We start from the raw sequence: 18,862 nt of genomic DNA, 5'->3' as shown, positions 1-18,862 counted from the left end.
GCAGGAGCATGGGTTACACCACCACCGCCACCACCATCACCGTTTCCGACCCCGCGGCGATGCAGGACCTCGGCCGCGGCCTGGCCGGGCTGCTGCGCCCCGGCGACCTGGTCCTGCTGCACGGCGAGCTGGGCGCGGGCAAGACCACCCTCACCCGGGGCCTCGGCGAGGGCCTCGGGGTGCGCGGCGCGGTCACCTCGCCGACCTTCGTCATCGCCCGGGTGCACCCCTCGCTGTCCGGCGGCCCGGCCCTGGTCCATGTCGACGCCTACCGGCTCGGCGGCGGCCTCGACCAGATGGAGGACCTGGACCTGGACGTCGCGCTGTCCGATTCGGTGGTGGTCGTCGAGTGGGGCGAGGGCAAGGTCGAGGAGCTGGCCGACTCCCGTCTTGAGGTGCGCATCGCCCGCGCGCTGGGCGGGGACGAACGGCCGCTGGAGGCGGACGAGGCGGACCAGCGGCAGGTCACCCTCACCGGCCTCGGCGACCGCTGGGCCGGAGTGGACTGGTCGCAGCTCTAGGGTCCGCAGAAGAGTTTTCCGTCCCCGGTTGTTATTCCGACGCGCTGTCGGGAAGATGTTGCTCACAGGCAGCACAGCGCGCAGCGGAGCCACGGGAGGCGACATGTCCGACACGACCCCCCGCGCCGGGGACGAGCCGGTCAGCCCTGTCAGCATGGCCGCGCTGCTGGCCGCCGCGCGGTCGGCCACCGCGGTGAGCACCCCGCCGACCGGCCCCGCGGCCGAGCAGCCGCGGCGGGAGCCGGCCGAGCGTTCGGCCCCGCACCCGGCCGCCGCCTGAGCGGACAGCCGCAGCGGGAGCCGTCGCGGGGCTACGGGACGACGACGACCTTCGTCCCGTTCGGCGCGAAGTCGAACAGGGCCTGGCCGTCGCCCAGGGTCTCCCTGATCCCGCCGGTCTTCTTGTTGGGGTCCGGCTTCGGGGTGGTCCCGTCCACGGCGGAGCTGAAGCCGATCACGGCGCCCGAGTGCTCGGTGAAGATCACGCCGTTCTTGACGTTCACCCCGTCCGAGCCGGTGTAGGGGCCGGGAGTGGTCCGGTAGACGCTGTAGCTGCCGGCCAGCGGGTCCACCGGGCTCGGCTGCACCGTGAAGGTCCGGTCGACGGCCGGCTTCGCCGGGTCGACCAGCCAGACCCGGTTGGCGGCCAGCGAGTACACGATCCGCTTGCCGGTGCCCGAGTGCGCCGGTACCGCGACCGGCTTGGGGGCGGCGCTGGGGTGCGCGGAGCCGCTCACCGAGGCGCTCGGCGAACCGCCGGGGCCACCGCCGGCGGCCGGGGTCTCGTGCGCGGAACTCCTCGCCTGCAGCGCCAGCAGCGTGACCAGCGCGAGCGCCGACGCCGTCAATCCGGCGACGACGGTGCTGGAACTACTGATCCCTGCCACGACTCTCCTCCAGCGTTCGATCCGGCCCAGCGTTCAATCCGGCTCTGCGTTCGATCCGGCCCGGCCGGATCCCTGCGAAAACATCAGCTTCTCATCCTCACCCCGGTATCCGTCTAACCTGGTGGGGTGCTTCTGCTTGCGTTCGACACCGCGACCCCCGCCGTCACCGCCGCCGTCCACGACACGTCGAGCGGGGCGACTCTCGCCGCCGCCGACCAGGTCGACGGGCGCCGCCACGGTGAGCTGCTGATTCCCACCATCGACCGGGTGCTGCGCGCCGCCGGGGTGGGCAAGGAGCAGCTCGGCGCCCTGGTGGTCGGCACCGGGCCCGGCCCGTACACCGGCCTGCGGGTGGGCTTGGTCACCGCTGCCGCCCTGGGCCACGCGCTGGGCATCCCGGTGCACGGGGTCTGCACCCTGGACGGAATCGCCCACGCGGCCCGTACCGCCGGGCTGAGCGGCCCGTTCACCGCCGCCACCGACGCGCGCCGCAAGGAGGTCTACTGGGCCTCCTACGGCGCTGACGGGGCCCGGACGCACGGTCCCGCGGTGGACCGCCCGGCCGAGCTGGCCGAGCGGCTCGGCGACCTCCCTTCGGTGGGCGCGGGAGCCGCGCTCTACCCGGAGGTGTTCACCCGCCTCGTCCCCGGCATGCCGGAGCACCAGTCGGCCGCGGCGCTGGCCGCGTACGCCGCCGGGGAGCTGGCCGCGGGACGCCCGCTGTCGGCGCCCACGCCGCTGTACCTGCGCCGCCCGGACGCCGAGGTGCCGAAGAACTACAAGACGGTCCTGCCGGCATGACCCGGACCACCGAACTGCGGGAGATGCGCTGGTGGGACATCGCCCCGGTGCTGCGGCTCGAACGCGAGCTGTTCCCCGAGGACGCCTGGTCGGTCGGCATGTTCTGGTCCGAGCTCGCCGACACCCGGCACCCCCGCGCCACCCGCTGGTACACCGTCGCCGAGGACGCCGAGGGCACGGTCGTCGGCTACGCGGGCCTGATGGCCGCGGCCGGCAGCGGGGACGTGCAGACCATCGCGGTGGCGCGGCGGCACTGGGGCACCGGCCTCGGCGCCCGGCTGCTGACCGTGCTGGTCGAGCAGGCGGCGGCGGCCGGCTGCGAGGAACTGCTGCTGGAGGTCCGGGTCGACAACCCCCGGGCCCAGCGCCTCTACGAGCGCTTCGGCTTCCAGCCCGTCGGCATCCGCCGCCACTACTACCAGCCCTCCGGGGTCGACGCCCTGGTGATGCGGCTCGACGACCCCGGCACCCCCCACGACCGCACGACCGACGTAGGAGCACTGAGCCACGATGGCTGACGAACCGCTGGTCCTCGGGATCGAGACCTCCTGCGACGAGACCGGCATCGGCATCGTCCGGGGCACCACCCTGCTCGCCGACGCCGTGGCCACCAGCGTCGAGGAGCACGGGCGCTTCGGCGGGGTGGTCCCCGAGATCGCCAGCCGGGCGCACCTGGAGGCGATGGTCCCCACCGTCCAGCGCGCCCTGGACGAGGCCGGGATCAAGGCGAGCGACCTGGACGGCATCGCCGTCACCGCGGGGCCTGGCCTGGCCGGGGCGCTGCTGGTCGGCGTCTCCGCCGCCAAGGCCTACGCCTACGCCCTGGACAAGCCGCTCTACGGGGTGAACCACCTGGCCTCGCACATCTGCGTGGACCAGCTGGAGCACGGGCGGCTGCCCGAGCCGACGATGGCGCTGCTGGTGTCCGGCGGGCACTCCTCGCTGCTGCTCACCTCGGACATCACCAGCGACGTCCGCTCGCTCGGCGCGACCATCGACGACGCGGCCGGGGAGGCCTTCGACAAGGTGGCCCGGGTGCTCGGCCTGGGCTTCCCGGGCGGCCCGGTGATCGACCGCTACGCCGCCGAGGGCGATCCCGGGGCGATCAGGTTCCCGCGCGGGCTCAGCGGTCCCAACGACGCCGCCTACGACTTCTCCTTCTCCGGGCTGAAGACCTCGGTGGCGCGCTGGATCGAGGCCAAGCGGCGCGCAGGGGAGGAGGTCCCGGTAAGAGATGTGGCCGCTTCGTTCCAGGAGGCCGTCACCGACATCCTTACCCGCAAGGCGGTCAGGGCCTGCCGGGACCACGGGGTGGACCACCTGATGATCGGCGGCGGGGTCGCCGCCAACTCGCGGTTGCGGGCCATGGCGCAGGAGCGCTGCGAGCGGGCCGGGATCGAGCTGCGGGTGCCCCGGATGAAGCTGTGCACGGACAACGGCGCGATGGTGGCCGCGCTGGGCTCGGAGATGGTGTGGCGCAACCGCGCGCCGTCCTCGTTCGACCTCTCGGCCGACTCGTCACTGCCGGTGACCGAGACCCATGTCCCCGCCACCCACGACGATCTGCACCGGTTCCCTGACTAACCCTTACCTGGCCGTCCGCTGGGAACTGCCTGGGAGCGGCTAGCGTCCTGACCTGTAATCAACACGCAGGTCGGAGACGGGGAGCAGCGCACCGTGAAGCGGAACAGCAGGACGCTCGCACTGACGGCGGGGGCCCTCGCCCTCACCGGGCTGGCCACCGCCTGCGGCGGCGGCAGCGGTGACCCAGCGTTGCCGTCCAGCTCCGCGGCGTCCCCGCTGTCGAGCCGGGGGACGGTCGCCCCCTCCTCCGGGGCGTCCGCCTCGGGTGCGCCCTCCTCGGACTCGGTCTCGGCCGATGCCGCGCTCTGGCACAAGTGGGGCCTCGAACCGCTGCGGCCGGCCCCGCAGCCGCCCGCCGTCCGCCCGATCCGGCTCAGCAGGACCGGGCAGGTGCCGGTCATCGACAGCGTGCCGACCACGCAGAAGGTCGTCTTCATCACCCTGGACGACGGGGCCGAGAAGGATCCGCAGTTCGTCCGGATGATGCAGGACCTCAGGGTCCCCTTCACGATGTTCCTGATGAACGACACCATCAAGGACGACTACGGCTACTTCAAACCGCTGCAGGCGCTGGGCAACAGCATCCAGAACCACACCCTGCACCACCCGGCGATGAACACGGTCTCCGAGGCCCGGCAGCGGGAGGAGGTCTGCGGCGACCAGAAGATCCTCACCGCCCAGTACGGCGCGGCCCCGTTCCTGTTCCGCCCCCCGTACGGGGCCGGCGCGCACACCGCCAGCCTCAACAGCGCGGTCCAGGCCTGCGGTCCGCGCGCCATCGTCTACTGGAAGGAGACCATGCAGATCACCGGCTTCCAGTACCAGACGGCCGAGCACAAGCTCCATGACGGCGACATCATCCTGGCCCACTTCCGCGGCCCCTCGGAGCTCAAGGGCGAGTCGATGACCAAGATGTTCGCCAACATGGTCAAGCGCATCGAGGAGCAGGGCTTCACCGTCGCCCGCCTGGACGACTACATCCAGCGCCCGTGAGCCGGCGTCGGCGGCTCAGTTCGCGGGCTGCCCCAGCAGCATGGACGGGGCGCCGGCGACGCGGGTGAGGAAGACCGTGCAGGAGTTCGCCCCTTCGGGCTTGAGCTTGCGGCGGAGCTCCTCCGGCTCGATCGCGGAGCCGCGCTTCTTGATGACCACGGTGCCGACGCCGCGCTCGCGGAGCAGCGCCTTGAGCTTCTTCAGTCCGAACGGGAGCACGTCGGTGATCTCGTACGGGGTGGCGAAGGGCGTGCTGCGCAGGGTGTCGGCGGTCAGGTAGGCGATGGTGGGGTCGATCAGGGTCGCGTCCAGCTCCCGGGCCACCTCGGCGACCAGGTGGGCGCGGATGACCGCGCCGTCGGGCTCGTAGAGGTAGCGGCGGACCGGGCCGGGCTCGGGGTCGGGCAGCCGGCCGCCGGTGAGGGTCGCGCCGGAGGGCAGCAGGGTGGCCCGGTGGGGTGCCGCGGCGTCGGTGCCGAACCAGAGCACGGCCTCCTTGACGTCCCCGCCGTCCGAGACCCACTCGGCCTCGGCGCCCTCGGGCACGGCGTCGTGCGGGATGCCGGGGGCGACCTTGAGCGCGGCGAAGGGGGCCTGCTGGGCGGCGGCGACCGCCCAGCTCAGCGGCGGCGAGTAGGACTCGGGATCAAAGATGCGGCCCCGGCCGCCCCTGCGGGCCGGGTCGACAAAGACCGCGTCGAAGCCGTCAAGGTCGACGTCGGCCACATCGCCGCAGCGCTGCTCGATCAGGCCGTCCAGGCCCAGCGCTGCCGCGTTGGCCTCGGCGACGGCGCAGGTCAGCGGGTCGCGGTCGACCGCCAGCACCTCGATGCCGGCCCGGGCCAGGGCGATGGCGTCGCCGCCCACCCCCGAGCAGAGGTCGGCGAGCCGCCGTACGCCCAGGGTCTTGAAGCGGGCCGCGCGCCACTCGGCGACACTCGTTCGGGTGGCCTGCTCGACGCCGTCCGGGGTGAAGTACATCCGGGCCGCGTCGGCCGCGCCGAACTTCGCCGCGGCCCGCTGCCGCAGCCGGGCCTGGCCGATCGCCGCCGACACCAGTTCCGCCGGGTGCGAACGCCGCAGCCTGGTCGCGACCGCCAGTTCCTGCCCCGGCAGGTAGTCGCGCAGCTCGGCCAGCAGTGCCTGGCCCGGCTCGGTCAGCAGGGCACGGAACGATTCGGTCTCCACGTGACACATCATCTCGCAGGCGGCGCGTTGGCACTCTGGTTGACTGAGTGCTAACGGCGGCCTAGTGTCGTCGTTGGCACTCTCCTTGCGAGAGCGCTAACCCCGCGAAGGGGCGGTTCCGGCACCGCGACGACGGATTCGCACAACAACCTTTCGCGACCCAAGACATGAATCACCCCGTGATCTCCGAAGGGGGAGGTCGGAACGTGACGACCACCAGCTCCAAGGTTGCCATCAAGCCGCTCGAGGACCGCATTGTGGTCCAGCCGCTCGAAGCCGAGAAGACCACGGCCTCTGGCCTGGTCATTCCGGACACTGCCAAGGAGAAGCCCCAGGAGGGCGTTGTCCTGGCCGTTGGCCCGGGTCGCTTCGAGGACGGCCAGCGTCTGCCGCTCGACGTCGCCGTCGGCGACATCGTGCTGTACAGCAAGTACGGCGGCACCGAGGTCAAGTACAACGGCGAGGAGTACCTCGTCCTCTCGGCCCGCGACGTCCTCGCGATCGTCGAGAAGTAACACCTGGCTGCTGTCGCAGCCACGACGCTGACCGCAGAGTCGTGACCCCGCCCGGGCCCCCAGTCTTCACTGAGTGAGACCGGGTGCCCGGGCTCGGTTGTTTGAGAGGGAAACCCTAAGCATGGCGAAGATCCTGAAGTTCGACGAGGACGCCCGCCGCTCGCTCGAGCGTGGCGTCAACAAGCTGGCCGACACCGTGAAGGTGACGCTCGGCCCCAAGGGCCGCAACGTCGTCATCGACAAGAAGTTCGGCGCTCCGACCATCACCAACGACGGTGTCACCATCGCCCGTGAGGTGGAGCTCGACGACCCGTACGAGAACCTTGGCGCGCAGCTGGTCAAGGAGGTCGCCACCAAGACCAACGACATCGCGGGTGACGGCACCACCACCGCCACCGTGCTGGCCCAGGCCCTGGTCAACGAGGGTCTGCGCAACGTCGCCGCCGGCGCCGGACCGTCCGGGCTGAAGAAGGGCATCGACGCCGCCGTCAAGGCCGTGTCGGACCACCTGCTCTCGGTCGCCCGTGAGATCGACGGCAAGGAGGACATCGCCGCTGTCGCCGCGCTCTCCGCGCAGGACCAGCAGGTCGGTGACCTCATCGCCGAGGCGATGGACAAGGTCGGCAAGGACGGTGTCATCACCGTCGAGGAGTCGAACACCTTCGGCCTGGAGCTCGAGTTCACCGAGGGCATGCAGTTCGACAAGGGTTACCTGTCGCCCTACATGGTCACCGACCAGGAGCGGATGGAGGCGGTCCTCGAGGACCCCTACATCCTGATCCACCAGGGCAAGATCTCCTCGATCCAGGACCTGCTCCCGCTGCTGGAGAAGATCCTCCAGGGCGGCGCCAGCAAGCCCCTGCTGATCATCGCCGAGGACGTCGACGGCGAGGCGCTGTCGACCCTGGTCGTCAACAAGATCCGCGGCACCTTCAACGCCGTCGCGGTGAAGGCCCCCGGCTTCGGCGACCGCCGCAAGGCCATGCTCGGCGACCTGGCCACCCTCACCGGTGCCACGGTCATCGCCGAGGAGGTCGGCCTCAAGCTCGACCAGGCCGGTCTGGACCTGCTGGGCACCGCCCGCCGGGTCACCGTCTCCAAGGACAACACCACCGTCGTCGACGGTGCCGGTGAGTCCTCCGAGGTGGCCGGCCGGGTCGCGCAGATCAAGGCCGAGATCGAGAACACCGACTCGGACTGGGACCGCGAGAAGCTGCAGGAGCGCCTGGCCAAGCTGGCCGGCGGGGTCTGCGTGATCAAGGTCGGCGCGGCCACCGAGGTCGAGCTCAAGGAGAAGAAGCACCGTCTCGAGGACGCCATCTCGGCGACCCGCGCGGCGGTCGAGGAGGGCATCGTCGCCGGTGGCGGCGCTTCCCTCGTGCACGCCCAGAAGGTGCTCGACGGCAACCTCGGCCTGGCCGGCGACGAGGCGACCGGTGTCGCCGTCGTCCGCCGCGCGCTGGTCGAGCCGCTGCGCTGGATCGCCCAGAACGCGGGCCTCGAGGGCTACGTCATCACCAGCAAGGTGTCGGAGCTCGAAGAGGGCCAGGGCTACAACGCCGCGACCGGCGAGTACGGCGACCTGCTGAAGGCCGGCGTCATCGACCCGGTCAAGGTCACCCGCTCCGCGCTGCAGAACGCCGCGTCGATCGCTTCGCTGCTGCTCACGACCGAGACCCTGGTCGTCGAGAAGCCGGCCGAGGAAGAGGCTGACGCCGGGCACTCGCACGGTGGGCACGGCCACAGCCACTGACCTGTAGGTCGGTGACAGCCTGAGGGCGCGGGGAGCTGTACTGCCTGGGTGCACGAAAGTGCATGGTTGGCGGCGCAGTTCCCCGCGCCCCTTTGCGTGTGCCCTACCGCACGCGGTGCAGGGCGTGGTCGCGCTGGTGGGCGGCCAGGGCCTCGACGTCCAGCAGCCGGGGGAGCAGTTCGGGTTCCAGGGTGAGCGCGCGGAAGACGACGCCGCTGGTCACGCCGTGGTCCGGGCGGGAGAGCACGGTGATCGGGTCGCCGGCGCGGATCTCGCCGGGGGTGATCACCCGCAGGTAGGCGCCGGGGAGCGCGCGTTGGGCGAAGCGCTTGACCCAGGCGGCCCGGTCCAGCCAGCCGGCGAAGGTGCGGCAGGGGATCCGGGTGGCGCAGACCTCCAGCACCACCTGCTCGCCGATCTGCCAGCGCTCGCCGATCAGCGCGTCGGTGGTGGCCAGGCCCCGGGTGGTGAGGTTCTCGCCGAAGACCCCGTCGGGCAGCTCGCGGCCGAGCTCCTCGGCCCAGAGGTCCAGCTCCTCCCGGCTGTAGGCGTACACCGCCTGGTCGTCGCCGCCGTGGAACCGGTGGTCGCAGACCTCGTCGCCGGCCAGCCCGCTGCCGCTGCCGCCGTTGCCGCGCGGCCCCGGGGCGGTGACCGCGACCGGGCCCGCGGCCGGGCGCTTGTCGATGGCGGTCACGCCGATGTCGGCGTGGTCCGAGGGACGGGGCCGGCCGGTGTTCACGGAGAGCAGGGTTCCCATGGGGGAAGCGTAAACCGACGGCCATAAGCCGACCATCGGTTTTTCAGCCGCTGTCAAAGCACGGCTTATGCTGGAGCGGTGATCGAGGCCCGCCATCTCCGAGTGCTCCGCGCCGTCGCCCGTACCGGGTCCTTCTCCGCTGCCGCGCGGGAGCTGGGCTACACCCAGCCCGCGGTGAGCCAGCAGATGAAGGCGCTGGAGAAGTCCGTCGGCACCCCGCTGGTGGTCAGGGTCGGCCGCGGGGTGCAGCTCAGCGAGGCGGGACAGGTGCTGGTGCGGCACGCGGCCGGGATCCTGGCCGGGCTGACCGCGGCCGAGGAGGAGCTGGCGGCGATCGCCGGGCTGCGCACGGGCCGGGTGCGGCTGGTGTCCTTCCCGACGGCCAGCTCCACCCTGGTCCCGCCCGCGGTGGCGGCGGTCCGGCGCGGCAGCCCCGGCATCCGGGTGTCGCTGACCGAGGCCGAGCCGCCTGAGTCGCTGTTGATGCTGCGCGGCGGGGACTGCGAGGTGGCCCTGGCCTTCCGCTACCCGGGCCAGGGGAGGGGCGGCGCGGAGCGCCTCCGTGCAAGGGCGGTGGCGGGCGAGGGGCTGGCCCTGCACTTCCCGGAGGGGGATCTGACCGGGCTGCGGCGGCAGGCCCGGGCGGACGCGGTGGTGCAGGCGTCCGCCTCGGCCGCCGCCTGCGACTGGTCCGACCTGGTGGTCCGGCCGCTGCTGGAGGACCGGCTGGTGGGCGTGGTCCCGGTCGGGCACCCGCTGGCCGGGCGCGGCGACGACCGTCCGGTCGCCCTGGACGAGCTGGCCGGGGAGCAGTGGATCGCGGGCTGTCCGCAGTGCCGCGGCCATCTGGTGGACATGTGCGCGGAGGCCGGGTTCGCGCCCCGGATCGACTTCGCCACCGACGACTACCCGGCGGTGCTCGGGCTGGTCGCGGCCGGTCTCGGGGTGGCCGTGCTGCCGGAACTGGCACTGGCGTCGGCGCGTTCGACCGGCGTGTCGGTGCTGCCGCTGGCCTCCGGGGTGTTCCGGGAGATCGTGGCGCTGACCCTGCCGGACCTGGCCCAGGTGCCGGCCGTGGCGCTGATGCTGGACCGGCTCTCCCAGGCCGCGCCCGCCGCGCCGCGCGGCTGAGGCCGCCGGCGGGCCCGGTGAAGAATCGTTTCTTCGCCGGGCCCGGCAGGTCGTGCCTAGTAGCCGGAGATCAGCGCCTCGTCCTCGCTGTCGGCCGTGTCGGCCGTGTCGGCGACCTCGGGGGCGCGGTGCCGGGAGCGGCCGAGCAGTTCCTCGCGCTCGTCCTCGGTCAGGCCGCCCCAGACGCCGTACGGCTCGCGCACGGCCAGGGCGTGGGTGGCGCACTCGGTCCGCACCGGGCAGCGGGTGCAGACCTCCTTGGCGGACTGCTCGCGGGAGCTGCGCGCTGCCCCGCGCTCCCCCTCGGGGTGGAAGAACAGGGAACTGTCGACGCCGCGGCAGGCGGCGGAGAGCTGCCAGTCCCAGAGATCTGCGTTGGGGCCAGGGAGGCGGGAGAAGTCTGCCATTGCTCATTCCCTCGGTGTAGGTCCTAGTAGATGGAAATATGACTCATGTAGATCTAATCGGACAAGAGGCCATCAGCGTTGCACATGCCCATTAATATTCTGAAAACACTACAAATGGGACCAATCGCCTCTGCGGCGTGTCCTGCGTGTGGCCGTACTCGTTGGGTCTGGAGGCAGTCCGCGCGCCTGTGCGCCGGAGTGCGCCACACAGGGGATGATCCGTAGTGGGTCGACCACATACAGTGGTGGGACGGTTGCCACCCCGTAACTCATTCGGGTGACGGTCGTTGGGAGTGCGGAGGCGGTGAACGGCCCGGGCGTCGGGGAAGACGCCGGTGGCCCAGGCCGTGTCGGATGACGATTCGTACCTGCTCGTACCAGCCAGGAGGCTCAACGTGACGCGGATCAGCAACGGAGGACGGTCATGACATCCGTTCTCGTCTGTGATGATTCACCGCTCGCCCGGGAGGCGCTCCGCCGAGCGGTCGCCACCGTGCCCGGCGTGGACCGGGTGACCACGGCGACCAACGGCGAGGAGGTGCTCCGCCGCTGGGTGGCCGATCGGTCCGACCTGGTCCTCATGGACGTGCGGATGCCCGGCCTCGGCGGGGTGGAGACCGTGCGCCGACTGCTGTCCGCCGATCCGGGGGCCCGGATCATCATGCTCACCGTCGCCGAGGACCTCGACGGCGTGGCGCTGGCGGTGGCCGCCGGTGCCAGGGGCTATCTGCACAAGGACGCCTCGCGGGCCGAACTGCGCGCCACGGTCACCCAGGCGCTGGCCGACCCGACCTGGCGGCTCGCCCCGCGTCGGCTGCGCTGCGCCGAGATGGGCGCCGCGCCCACCCTGACCGCCCGGGAGATCCAGGTGCTCGAGGGCATGAGCCACGGCCGCAGCAACGCCGAGATCGGCCGTGAGCTGTTCCTCTCCGAGGACACCGTGAAGACCCACGCCCGCCGGCTCTTCAAGAAGCTCGGAGCCTCCGACCGCGCGCACGCCGTCGCGCTGGGTTTCCGCTGGGGCCTGGTCCGCTGACGGACGCGGGCCCGCGGAGAGCACAGCCCCCGCCCGATGGGCGGGGGTGGTCTGTTTCCCCTTTCCCCGCCGAGGACGCACCATGGGAGGCATGGGATCCTCGGGGGAGTGCGGTCGGCAGGCAGGAGGGGGCGATGGTGGCGCATAACGTTCCTGTGCACAAGTCGGGGCGCGGTGCCACGTTTTCTGCGGCGACCAGGCACCATGGACCGGTGCGTGACGACGAGATGACCGCTGCCCCGGGCGGCGTGCAGACCACCGGTGGGGCCTCCGTCCCGATCGGGGCTCTCGTGGTCCGCGCGGTCGGCGGCGAGTCCGAGGCCACCGACGAACTGCTGGGACGGGTCCACCCGCTGGTGCTGCGCTACTGCCGGGCCCGGCTGGTCCGGCTTCCCGGCGGTGCCAGGCACCATGTGGACGACGTCGCGCAGGAGGTCTGCCTCGCCGTCCTCTGCGCCCTGCCGCGCTACCGCGACGAGGGCCGCCCGTTCGAGGCCTTTGTCTACGGCATCGCCGCCCACAAGATCGCCGACCTGCAGCGGGCCGCGATGAAGGGCCCGGGCCAGTCCGTCTTCCTGGCCGAGGAACTGCCGGAGACCCCCGACGACGCGCTCGGCCCCGAGGAGCGGGCGCTGCTCAGCAGCGACGCCGCCTGGGCCAGGGAACTGCTGGCCTGCCTGCCGGCCCGGCAGCGCGAGCTGGTGCTGCTCCGGGTCGCCGCCGGGCTGACCGCGGAGGAGACCGGCGAGGTGCTCGGCATGTCCGCGGGCGCGGTGAGGGTGGCCCAGCACCGGGCGCTCAGCCGCTTGCGGGCGCTGGCGCTCGGCGGACCCGAGGGGCTGTCGGCCTGACCCCGGGCGCGGCTCCGCTGTGTCCCGCAGCACAACGACCCCAGGAAGCGCAAGGGGTGTCACTCGAATACCGGTAGACTCAAGTATCGGTGCCGAGCTGCCTCTCCAGCGGCCCCCGGTGGCGCCGTATCGGGTCGGTACGGGAAGGTGCCCCAATGTCTTTGAATGCCGCAGGTGTCCCCGAGAAGTTCGCGATGCTCGGGCTCACCTACGACGACGTCCTGCTGCTTCCGGGCGCCTCCGAGGTGCTGCCGAACGCCGTGGACACGTCCTCGCGGGTCTCCCGGAACGTACGTGTGAACATCCCCCTGCTGTCCGCCGCCATGGACAAGGTGACCGAGTCCCGGATGGCGATCGCCATGGCCCGCCAGGGCGGCGTCGGGGTGCTGCACCGCAACCTCTCCATCGAGGACCAGGTGAACCAGGTCGACCTGGTGAAGCGGTCCGAGTCCGGCATGGTGACCGACCCGATCACGGTCGGTCCCGACGCCACCCTGGCCGAGGCGGACGCGCTCTGCGCCAAGTTCCGGATCAGCGGCGTGCCGGTCACCGACGCGGCCGGACGGCTGCTCGGCATCGTCACCAACCGCGACATGGCCTTCGAGTCGGACCGCAGCCGCCAGGTGCGCGAGGTGATGACCCCGATGCCGCTGATCACCGGCGAGGTCGGGATAAGCGGTGAGGACGCGATCGGCCGGCTCCGCCGCCACAAGATCGAGAAGCTGCCGCTGGTCGACGCCGAGGGCCGGCTCAAGGGCCTGATCACGGTCAAGGACTTCGTCAAGGCCGAGAAGTACCCGCTGGCCGCCAAGGACGTCGAGGGCCGGCTGCTGGTCGGCGCGGCCGTCGGCGTCGGCGACGAGGCGTACGAGCGGGCCCAGGCGCTGGTCGCGGTGGGCGTGGACTTCCTGGTCATCGACAGCGCGCACGGCCACAGCCGGGGCATCCTGGAGATGGTCGCCAAGGTCAAGGCCAACATCGACGTCGACGTGGTGGCCGGCAACGTCGCCACCAGGGACGGCGCCCAGGCGCTGATCGACGCCGGCGCGGACGGCATCAAGGTCGGGGTCGGCCCCGGCTCCATCTGCACCACCCGGGTGGTCGCCGGTGTCGGCGTCCCGCAGGTCACCGCGATCTACGAGGCGGCCGTGGCCGCCCGCGCGGCCGGCGTCCCGGTGATCGGCGACGGCGGACTGCAGTACTCCGGCGACATCGGCAAGGCGCTGGCTGCCGGCGCCGACACGGTGATGCTGGGCAGCCTGCTCGCGGGCTGCGAGGAGTCGCCCGGCGAGCTGCTGTTCATCAACGGCAAGCAGTTCAAGTCCTACCGCGGCATGGGCTCGCTGGGCGCGATGCAGTCCCGCGGCCAGGCGAAGTCCTACTCCAAGGACCGCTACTTCCAGGCCGAGGTCGGCTCGGACGAGAAGCTGGTGCCGGAGGGCATCGAGGGCCAGGTCCCGTACCGCGGCCCGCTCTCGGCGGTGACCCACCAGCTGGTCGGTGGCCTGCGGCAGACCATGGGCTACGTCGGCGCGGCCAACATCGCCGAGATGGAGTCCAAGGGACGCTTCGTCAGGATCACCTCGGCGGGGCTCAAGGAGAGCCACCCGCACGACATCCAGATGACCGTCGAGGCCCCGAACTACCACGGCAACTAGTCCGCCGTCCGCGTACGGGATACTGAGGGCTGGCAGTAGCAGGTTGAGCGAAGGGCTGGACGTGACCGAGATCGAGATCGGGCGGGGCAAGCGGGGCCGACGGGCGTACGCCTTCGACGACATCGCCGTCGTACCGAGCCGGCGGACCCGGGACCCGAAGGAGGTCTCGATCGCCTGGCAGATCGACGCCTACCGCTTCGAGCTCCCGTTCCTGGCCGCGCCGATGGACAGCGTGGTCTCCCCGGAGCAGGCCATCGCCTTCGGGCAGATGGGCGGTCTTGGGGTGCTCAACCTGGAAGGGCTGTGGACCCGCTACGAGGACCCGCGCCCGCTGCTGGAGGAGATCACCGAGGTCAAGGACGAGGCCGTCGCGACCCGGCGGCTGCAGGAGATCTACCGCGAGCCGATCAAGGCCGAGCTGATCGGCCGCCGGCTCAAGGAGATCCGCGACTCCGGCGTGGTCACCGCGGCCGCGCTGTCGCCGCAGCGCACGGCCGAGTTCTCCAAGGCCGTGGTGGACGCGGGCGTGGACATCTTTGTGATCCGCGGCACCACGGTCTCCGCCGAGCACGTCTCCGGCGCGGCCGAGCCGCTGAACCTCAAGCAGTTCATCTACGAGCTGGACGTCCCCGTGATCGTCGGCGGCTGCGCCACCTACACCGCGGCGCTGCACCTGATGCGCACTGGCGCGGCCGGCGTCCTGGTCGGCTTCGGCGGCGGCGCCGCCCACACCACCAGGACCGTGCTCGGCATCCAGGTGCCGATGGCGACCGCCGTGGCGGACGTGGCGGCGGCCCGGCGGGACTACATGGACGAGTCCGGTGGCCGCTATGTGCATGTGATCGCGGACGGCGGGGTCGGCTACAGCGGCGACCTGGCCAAGGCCGTGGCCTGCGGCGCCGACGCGGTGATGATCGGGGCCGCGCTGGCCCGCGCCAATGACGCGCCCGGCCGCGGCTTCCACTGGGGCATGGAGGCCGTGCACGAGGAGCTCCCGCGCGGCAAGCGGGTGGACCTCGGCACGGTCGGCAGCACCGCCGAGATCCTGCACGGCCCCTCGCACACCCCCGACGGCACCATGAACCTGTTCGGCGCGCTGCGCCGGGCGATGGCGACCACCGGCTACTCGGAGCTCAAGGAGTTCCAGCGGGTCGAGGTCACGGTGGCCCACAAGTAGCACCGGCCGCAGCAGTACCCGTGCCCCCGGCGCAGCCCGCGCCGGGGGCGCTGCCATGTGTCCACCTGCCCGCTTCGGGCAGATACCCGGCAGACTGGGACCGAAAGCCAGGGCCAGCACACTGCGGAGGAAGCTTTGCGTAGCGCGAAACTGGGGCCGGACCAGCGGGCGGAGTCGCTCGCCCGGATGGCCGAACGGGAACTCGACGTGCTGGTGGTCGGCGGCGGGGTGGTGGGCGCGGGAACCGCGCTGGACGCCGCGACCCGGGGCCTGAGCACCGGTCTGGTCGAGGCCAAGGACTGGGCGTCGGGGACGTCCAGCCGGTCGAGCAAGCTGATCCACGGGGGCCTGCGCTATCTGGAGATGCTGGACTTCGCCCTGGTCAAGGAGGCGCTCAAGGAGCGCGGCCTGCTGCTGCAGACCCTCGCCCCGCACCTGGTGAAGCCGGTCCCTTTCCTCTACCCGCTGCAGCACCGGGGCTGGGAGCGTCCGTACGTGGGCTCCGGGGTGGCCATGTACGACGCCATGTCGCTGGCCGGGGGCCACGGCCGCGGGCTGCCGGTGCACCGGCACCTCTCGCGCCGCCAGGCGCTGCGCCAGGCCCCCTGCCTGCGCAAGGACGCCCTGGTCGGCGCGGTGCAGTACTACGACGCACAGATGGACGACGCCCGCTTCGTCACCACCCTGGTGCGTACCGCCGCCTCCTACGGGACGCTGGCCGCGAACCGGGCCCGGGTGGTCGGCTTCCTGCGCGAGGGCGAGCGGGTGGTCGGCGCCAGGGTGCTCGACCTGGAGCAGGGCGGCGAGTTCGAGGTACGGGCCCGGCAGGTGGTCAACGCGACCGGGGTGTGGACCGACGAGACCCAGGCCATGGTGGGCTCGCGCGGGCAGTTCCACGTCCGCGCCTCCAAGGGCATCCACCTGGTGGTGCCCCGGGACCGGATCCACTCCTCGACCGGGCTGATCCTGCGGACCGAGAAGAGCGTGCTGTTCGTCATCCCCTGGGGCCGGCACTGGATCGTCGGCACCACCGACACCGCCTGGACCCTGGACAAGGACCACCCGGCGGCCAGCAGCGCCGACATCGAGTACCTGCTCGACCATGTGAACTCGGTCCTGGCGGTACCGCTGACCAGGGAGGACGTCGAGGGCGTCTACGCCGGTCTGCGCCCGCTGCTGGCCGGCGAGTCGGACGCCACCTCCAAGCTCAGCCGGGAGCACGTGGTCCAGCACGCCGTGCCCGGCCTGGTGGTGGTGGCCGGGGGCAAGTACACGACGTACCGGGTGATGGCCCAGGACGCGGTGGACGAGGTGGTGCACGGCCTGGACCAACGGGTCGCGCCGAGCTGCACCGAGCGGGTGCCGCTGGCCGGGGCCGAGGGCTACCAGGCGCTCTGGAACGGCCGGGCCGAACTGGCCCGGAGCAGCGGGCTGCACATCGCCCGGGTCGAGCACCTGCTCAACCGCTACGGCTCGCTGGCCGAGGAGGTGATCGCGCTGATCTCCCAGGACCCGTCCCTGGCCGAGGCGTTGACCGGTGCGGACGACTACCTGCGGGCCGAAGTGGTCTACGGCGCACGCTACGAGGGAGCCCGGCACCTGGACGACGTGCTGGCCCGGCGGACCAGGATCTCCATCGAGACCTTCGACCGCGGCACCGAGTCGATGCGCGAGGTCGCCGAGCTGATGGCCGGTGAACTGGGTTGGGACAAGGGGCAGGTGGACCGCGAGGTGGAGCACTACCGGAAGCGGGTCGAGGCGGAACGCGAGTCCCAGCAGCAGCCTGACGACCTGACGGCCGACGCCGCCAGGCTGGGGGCGCAGGAGATTGTGCCGCTCGGATAGGGGACGATGGGGGCCTACGCGCACGACGGAGGGGACCTCAGCCGGATGACCAGCGAGCAGACCAGTAGCCAGGCCGGCGACCAGGACATCACCGGGCGGCTGCTAGCGCGCCGCTACCGGCTGGAGTCCGTGCTCGGCCGGGGCGGGATGGGCACGGTCTGGCGGGCCAAGGACGAGGTGCTCGGCCGCGAGGTGGCGGTGAAGCAGCTGCGCTTCACCGCCGGGGTGGGCGAGGACGAGCGGCACCGGCTGATCGCCCGGGCGCTCACCGAGGCCAAGGCGATCGCCCGGATCCGGCACACCTCGGCCGTCACGGTCTACGACGTGGTCGAGGAGGACGACCGGCCCTGGATCGTGATGGAGCTGGTCGAGTCGCGCTCGCTCAGCGAGGTGATCAGGGAGGACGGCGTACTGTCCGTCCGCCGCGCGGCGGAGATCGGCCTCGACCTGCTGGGGGTGCTGGCCGAGGCGCACCGCTCGGGCATCCTGCACCGGGACGTCAAGCCGTCCAATGTGCTGATCGGGCACGACGGCAGGGTGGTGCTGACCGACTTCGGGATCGCCCGGGTCGAGGGGGACCCCTCGGTGACCACCACCGGGATGCTGGTCGGCGCGCCCTCGTACATCTCGCCGGAGCGGGCCAGGGGCGGGATACCGGGGGCGCCGGCCGACATGTGGTCGCTCGGGGCGACGCTGTACGCGATGGTCGACGGCTACCCGCCGTACGACAAGGGCTCGGCGCTGTCCACGCTGACCGCGGTGATGACCGAGGAGCTGACCCCGCCGCGCAACGGCGGTGCGCTGACCCCGGTGATCGAGGGCCTGCTGCGCAAGGATCCGAACGAGCGGCTGGACGAGGCGGCGGCGCGGCGGATGCTGCGGGCGGTGCTGGCCGCACCCGAGCCGGTGGCGGCGGAACTGCCGGAGCAGCGGGCGGCGCTGAGCGAGCCGACCCGGGTGCAGCCGGTCCCGGCAGTGGCCGCGGTGCCCCCGCCGGTCCCGGCGCAGGCTCCGGCCGCCGGGGACACCGCGACGGCCGCCGCCGGCGCCGCCGCGACGCCCGCGCGCCGCAGCTGGAAGCCGTGGCTGGCGCTGCTGGTCGCGCTGGTGCTGGTGGCGGCGGGCGGGGTGCTGATCGCGGTGCTGGCGCACCAGCACGGGAAGAAGGACGGGGCCGGGCACAAGGCCGGCTCCGTGGCCAGCAGCGCGCCGGCGTCCTCGGCCAGGGCGTCCGCGGCGGCCCCTCCCGCCGCTTCCGGCTCCGCCTCGGCGTCCGGCTCGGCCGCCGCCACGTCCCCGGCGGCCGGCGGGGCCTTCCGCCAGGTCCAGGGCCCCGGCGGCTCCACGCTGGACATACCGGCCGGCTGGCGGGTCGTCAGCCGGAGCGCGACCAGCTGGAAGTACAAGGGCCCTGAGGGCACGCTGCAGATCGACGCGACCAGTCAGCCGGGCGGGAGCGCGGTGGGGGCCTGGCGGTCGGAGGAGGCCGCCATAGCGCACAGCTTCGCCGACTACCACCGGCTCCGGCTGGAGACCGTCAGCTACCGCGACGGCTGGGACGCGGCCGACTGGGAGTGGACCTACGCCTCCGCCAAGGGCGCCGCGCTGCACGCGCTGAACCGCGGCTTCGTCACCGGACCGAAGCACGGCTACGCGATCTACTGGACCGCCCCGGACGCCAGCTGGAGCGGCGCCAGGAACCAGCAGCTGCTGAGCCGCTTCTTCTCCAGCTTCCAGCCTGCGGGCTGACCCGGT

General features: G+C 72.2%; 19 protein-coding genes. 15 read left to right on the top strand and 4 right to left on the bottom strand.

Features of this window, described 5'->3' with window-relative positions:
• The first annotated feature begins 8 nt into the window (after nt 1-8).
• On the top strand, nt 9-521 hold the full coding sequence (gene tsaE / locus ACEZDG_RS07325; protein ID WP_380504193.1) for a tRNA (adenosine(37)-N6)-threonylcarbamoyltransferase complex ATPase subunit type 1 TsaE: 513 nt from the start codon (nt 9-11) through the stop codon (nt 519-521).
• A gap of 103 nt (nt 522-624) precedes the next feature.
• Entirely contained in the window at nt 625-801 is a 177-nt protein-coding gene (locus ACEZDG_RS07320) for a hypothetical protein (protein ID WP_380504190.1), read from the top strand.
• A 31-nt stretch (nt 802-832) separates the two neighbouring features.
• On the opposite strand, the gene ACEZDG_RS07315 is transcribed toward ACEZDG_RS07320, so the two are convergent.
• Entirely contained in the window at nt 833-1,408 is a 576-nt protein-coding gene (locus ACEZDG_RS07315; protein ID WP_380504187.1) for a hypothetical protein, read from the bottom strand.
• Nucleotides 1,409-1,534: 126 nt separating this feature from the next.
• Here ACEZDG_RS07315 and tsaB point away from each other — a divergent pair, with 126 nt between their 5' ends.
• The 4 genes from tsaB to ACEZDG_RS07295 all read left to right on the top strand — a co-directional run bounded on the left by tsaB (nt 1,535) and on the right by ACEZDG_RS07295 (nt 4,786).
• On the top strand, nt 1,535-2,209 hold the full coding sequence (tsaB, locus tag ACEZDG_RS07310; RefSeq protein ID WP_380504184.1) for a tRNA (adenosine(37)-N6)-threonylcarbamoyltransferase complex dimerization subunit type 1 TsaB: 675 nt from the start codon (nt 1,535-1,537) through the stop codon (nt 2,207-2,209).
• On the top strand, nt 2,206-2,727 hold the full coding sequence (gene rimI / locus ACEZDG_RS07305) for a ribosomal protein S18-alanine N-acetyltransferase (RefSeq protein WP_380504181.1): 522 nt from the start codon (nt 2,206-2,208) through the stop codon (nt 2,725-2,727). Before tsaB ends, rimI begins: the two co-directional genes overlap by 4 nt.
• Nucleotides 2,720-3,793, top strand: coding sequence for a tRNA (adenosine(37)-N6)-threonylcarbamoyltransferase complex transferase subunit TsaD (tsaD, locus tag ACEZDG_RS07300; RefSeq protein WP_380504179.1), 1,074 nt, complete (start codon nt 2,720-2,722; stop codon nt 3,791-3,793). The genes rimI and tsaD overlap by 8 nt, the downstream gene beginning before the upstream one ends.
• Nucleotides 3,794-3,886: 93 nt before the next feature.
• Nucleotides 3,887-4,786 (top strand): polysaccharide deacetylase family protein, encoded by a 900-nt coding sequence (locus ACEZDG_RS07295; protein WP_380504176.1) that lies wholly within the window; start codon nt 3,887-3,889, stop codon nt 4,784-4,786.
• A 15-nt stretch (nt 4,787-4,801) separates the two neighbouring features.
• Here ACEZDG_RS07295 and ACEZDG_RS07290 read toward each other — a convergent pair whose 3' ends face one another.
• Entirely contained in the window at nt 4,802-5,983 is a 1,182-nt protein-coding gene (locus tag ACEZDG_RS07290) for a THUMP-like domain-containing protein (protein WP_380505438.1), read from the bottom strand.
• A gap of 197 nt (nt 5,984-6,180) precedes the next feature.
• On the opposite strand from ACEZDG_RS07290, the gene groES reads away from it, so the two are divergent.
• Both groES and groL read left to right on the top strand, forming a co-directional pair.
• On the top strand, nt 6,181-6,489 hold the full coding sequence (gene groES, locus ACEZDG_RS07285; protein ID WP_034089847.1) for a co-chaperone GroES: 309 nt from the start codon (nt 6,181-6,183) through the stop codon (nt 6,487-6,489).
• 121 nt (nt 6,490-6,610) lie between these two features.
• Nucleotides 6,611-8,242 carry a chaperonin GroEL gene (gene groL, locus ACEZDG_RS07280; protein ID WP_380504172.1) on the top strand — a complete coding sequence of 544 codons (1,632 nt, stop codon included), beginning with the start codon at nt 6,611-6,613 and terminating at the stop codon, nt 8,240-8,242.
• A gap of 103 nt (nt 8,243-8,345) precedes the next feature.
• Here groL and ACEZDG_RS07275 read toward each other — a convergent pair whose 3' ends face one another.
• Nucleotides 8,346-9,002 (bottom strand): MOSC domain-containing protein, encoded by a 657-nt coding sequence (locus ACEZDG_RS07275; RefSeq protein ID WP_380504169.1) that lies wholly within the window; start codon nt 9,000-9,002, stop codon nt 8,346-8,348.
• A 78-nt stretch (nt 9,003-9,080) separates the two neighbouring features.
• Between ACEZDG_RS07275 and ACEZDG_RS07270 the strand changes: the two genes are divergently transcribed.
• Nucleotides 9,081-10,133: a LysR family transcriptional regulator gene (locus ACEZDG_RS07270; RefSeq protein ID WP_380504166.1), complete on the top strand. Its 1,053-nt coding sequence runs from the start codon at nt 9,081-9,083 to the stop codon at nt 10,131-10,133.
• 56 nt (nt 10,134-10,189) lie between these two features.
• On the opposite strand, the gene ACEZDG_RS07265 is transcribed toward ACEZDG_RS07270, so the two are convergent.
• Nucleotides 10,190-10,540 (bottom strand): WhiB family transcriptional regulator, encoded by a 351-nt coding sequence (locus ACEZDG_RS07265; RefSeq protein WP_380504163.1) that lies wholly within the window; start codon nt 10,538-10,540, stop codon nt 10,190-10,192.
• Nucleotides 10,541-10,964: 424 nt separating this feature from the next.
• On the opposite strand from ACEZDG_RS07265, the gene ACEZDG_RS07260 reads away from it, so the two are divergent.
• The 6 genes from ACEZDG_RS07260 to ACEZDG_RS07235 all read left to right on the top strand — a co-directional run bounded on the left by ACEZDG_RS07260 (nt 10,965) and on the right by ACEZDG_RS07235 (nt 18,856).
• Entirely contained in the window at nt 10,965-11,576 is a 612-nt protein-coding gene (locus tag ACEZDG_RS07260; protein ID WP_030251459.1) for a response regulator transcription factor, read from the top strand.
• 212 nt (nt 11,577-11,788) lie between these two features.
• Nucleotides 11,789-12,427: an RNA polymerase sigma factor ShbA gene (gene shbA / locus ACEZDG_RS07255; protein ID WP_380504159.1), complete on the top strand. Its 639-nt coding sequence runs from the start codon at nt 11,789-11,791 to the stop codon at nt 12,425-12,427.
• A 155-nt stretch (nt 12,428-12,582) separates the two neighbouring features.
• The gene (guaB, locus tag ACEZDG_RS07250) at nt 12,583-14,085 is read left to right on the top strand and encodes an IMP dehydrogenase (protein ID WP_380504156.1); all 1,503 of its coding nucleotides are present in this window, start codon (nt 12,583-12,585) and stop codon (nt 14,083-14,085) included.
• 61 nt (nt 14,086-14,146) lie between these two features.
• The gene (locus ACEZDG_RS07245; RefSeq protein ID WP_380504153.1) at nt 14,147-15,262 is read left to right on the top strand and encodes a GuaB3 family IMP dehydrogenase-related protein; all 1,116 of its coding nucleotides are present in this window, start codon (nt 14,147-14,149) and stop codon (nt 15,260-15,262) included.
• A 135-nt stretch (nt 15,263-15,397) separates the two neighbouring features.
• Nucleotides 15,398-17,107 carry a glycerol-3-phosphate dehydrogenase/oxidase gene (locus tag ACEZDG_RS07240; protein WP_380504150.1) on the top strand — a complete coding sequence of 570 codons (1,710 nt, stop codon included), beginning with the start codon at nt 15,398-15,400 and terminating at the stop codon, nt 17,105-17,107.
• A 45-nt stretch (nt 17,108-17,152) separates the two neighbouring features.
• On the top strand, nt 17,153-18,856 hold the full coding sequence (locus ACEZDG_RS07235) for a serine/threonine-protein kinase (protein WP_380504147.1): 1,704 nt from the start codon (nt 17,153-17,155) through the stop codon (nt 18,854-18,856).
• Nucleotides 18,857-18,862 lie beyond the last annotated feature (6 nt).

It is taken from the genome of Streptacidiphilus alkalitolerans (assembly GCF_042511045.1).
Classification (GTDB): Bacteria; Actinomycetota; Actinomycetes; order Streptomycetales; family Streptomycetaceae; genus Streptacidiphilus; species Streptacidiphilus alkalitolerans.
This window is presented reverse-complemented; position numbering and strand designations above follow the sequence as displayed.

Bases quoted from the DNA above. Each gene is read 5' to 3' on its own strand.
- guaB (WP_380504156.1), top strand. From the start codon at position 12,583: ATGTCTTTGAATGCCGCAGGTGTCCCCGAGAAGTTCGCGATGCTCGGG.
- tsaE (WP_380504193.1), top strand. From the start codon at position 9: ATGGGTTACACCACCACCGCCACCACCATCACCGTTTCCGACCCCGCG.
- ACEZDG_RS07320 (WP_380504190.1), top strand. From the start codon at position 625: ATGTCCGACACGACCCCCCGCGCCGGGGACGAGCCGGTCAGCCCTGTC.
- ACEZDG_RS07265 (WP_380504163.1), bottom strand. From the start codon at position 10,540: ATGGCAGACTTCTCCCGCCTCCCTGGCCCCAACGCAGATCTCTGGGAC.
- ACEZDG_RS07235 (WP_380504147.1), top strand. From the start codon at position 17,153: ATGACCAGCGAGCAGACCAGTAGCCAGGCCGGCGACCAGGACATCACC.
- ACEZDG_RS07290 (WP_380505438.1), bottom strand. From the start codon at position 5,983: ATGTGTCACGTGGAGACCGAATCGTTCCGTGCCCTGCTGACCGAGCCG.
- tsaD (WP_380504179.1), top strand. From the start codon at position 2,720: ATGGCTGACGAACCGCTGGTCCTCGGGATCGAGACCTCCTGCGACGAG.
- rimI (WP_380504181.1), top strand. From the start codon at position 2,206: ATGACCCGGACCACCGAACTGCGGGAGATGCGCTGGTGGGACATCGCC.
- ACEZDG_RS07260 (WP_030251459.1), top strand. From the start codon at position 10,965: ATGACATCCGTTCTCGTCTGTGATGATTCACCGCTCGCCCGGGAGGCG.
- ACEZDG_RS07275 (WP_380504169.1), bottom strand. From the start codon at position 9,002: ATGGGAACCCTGCTCTCCGTGAACACCGGCCGGCCCCGTCCCTCGGAC.
- groL (WP_380504172.1), top strand. From the start codon at position 6,611: ATGGCGAAGATCCTGAAGTTCGACGAGGACGCCCGCCGCTCGCTCGAG.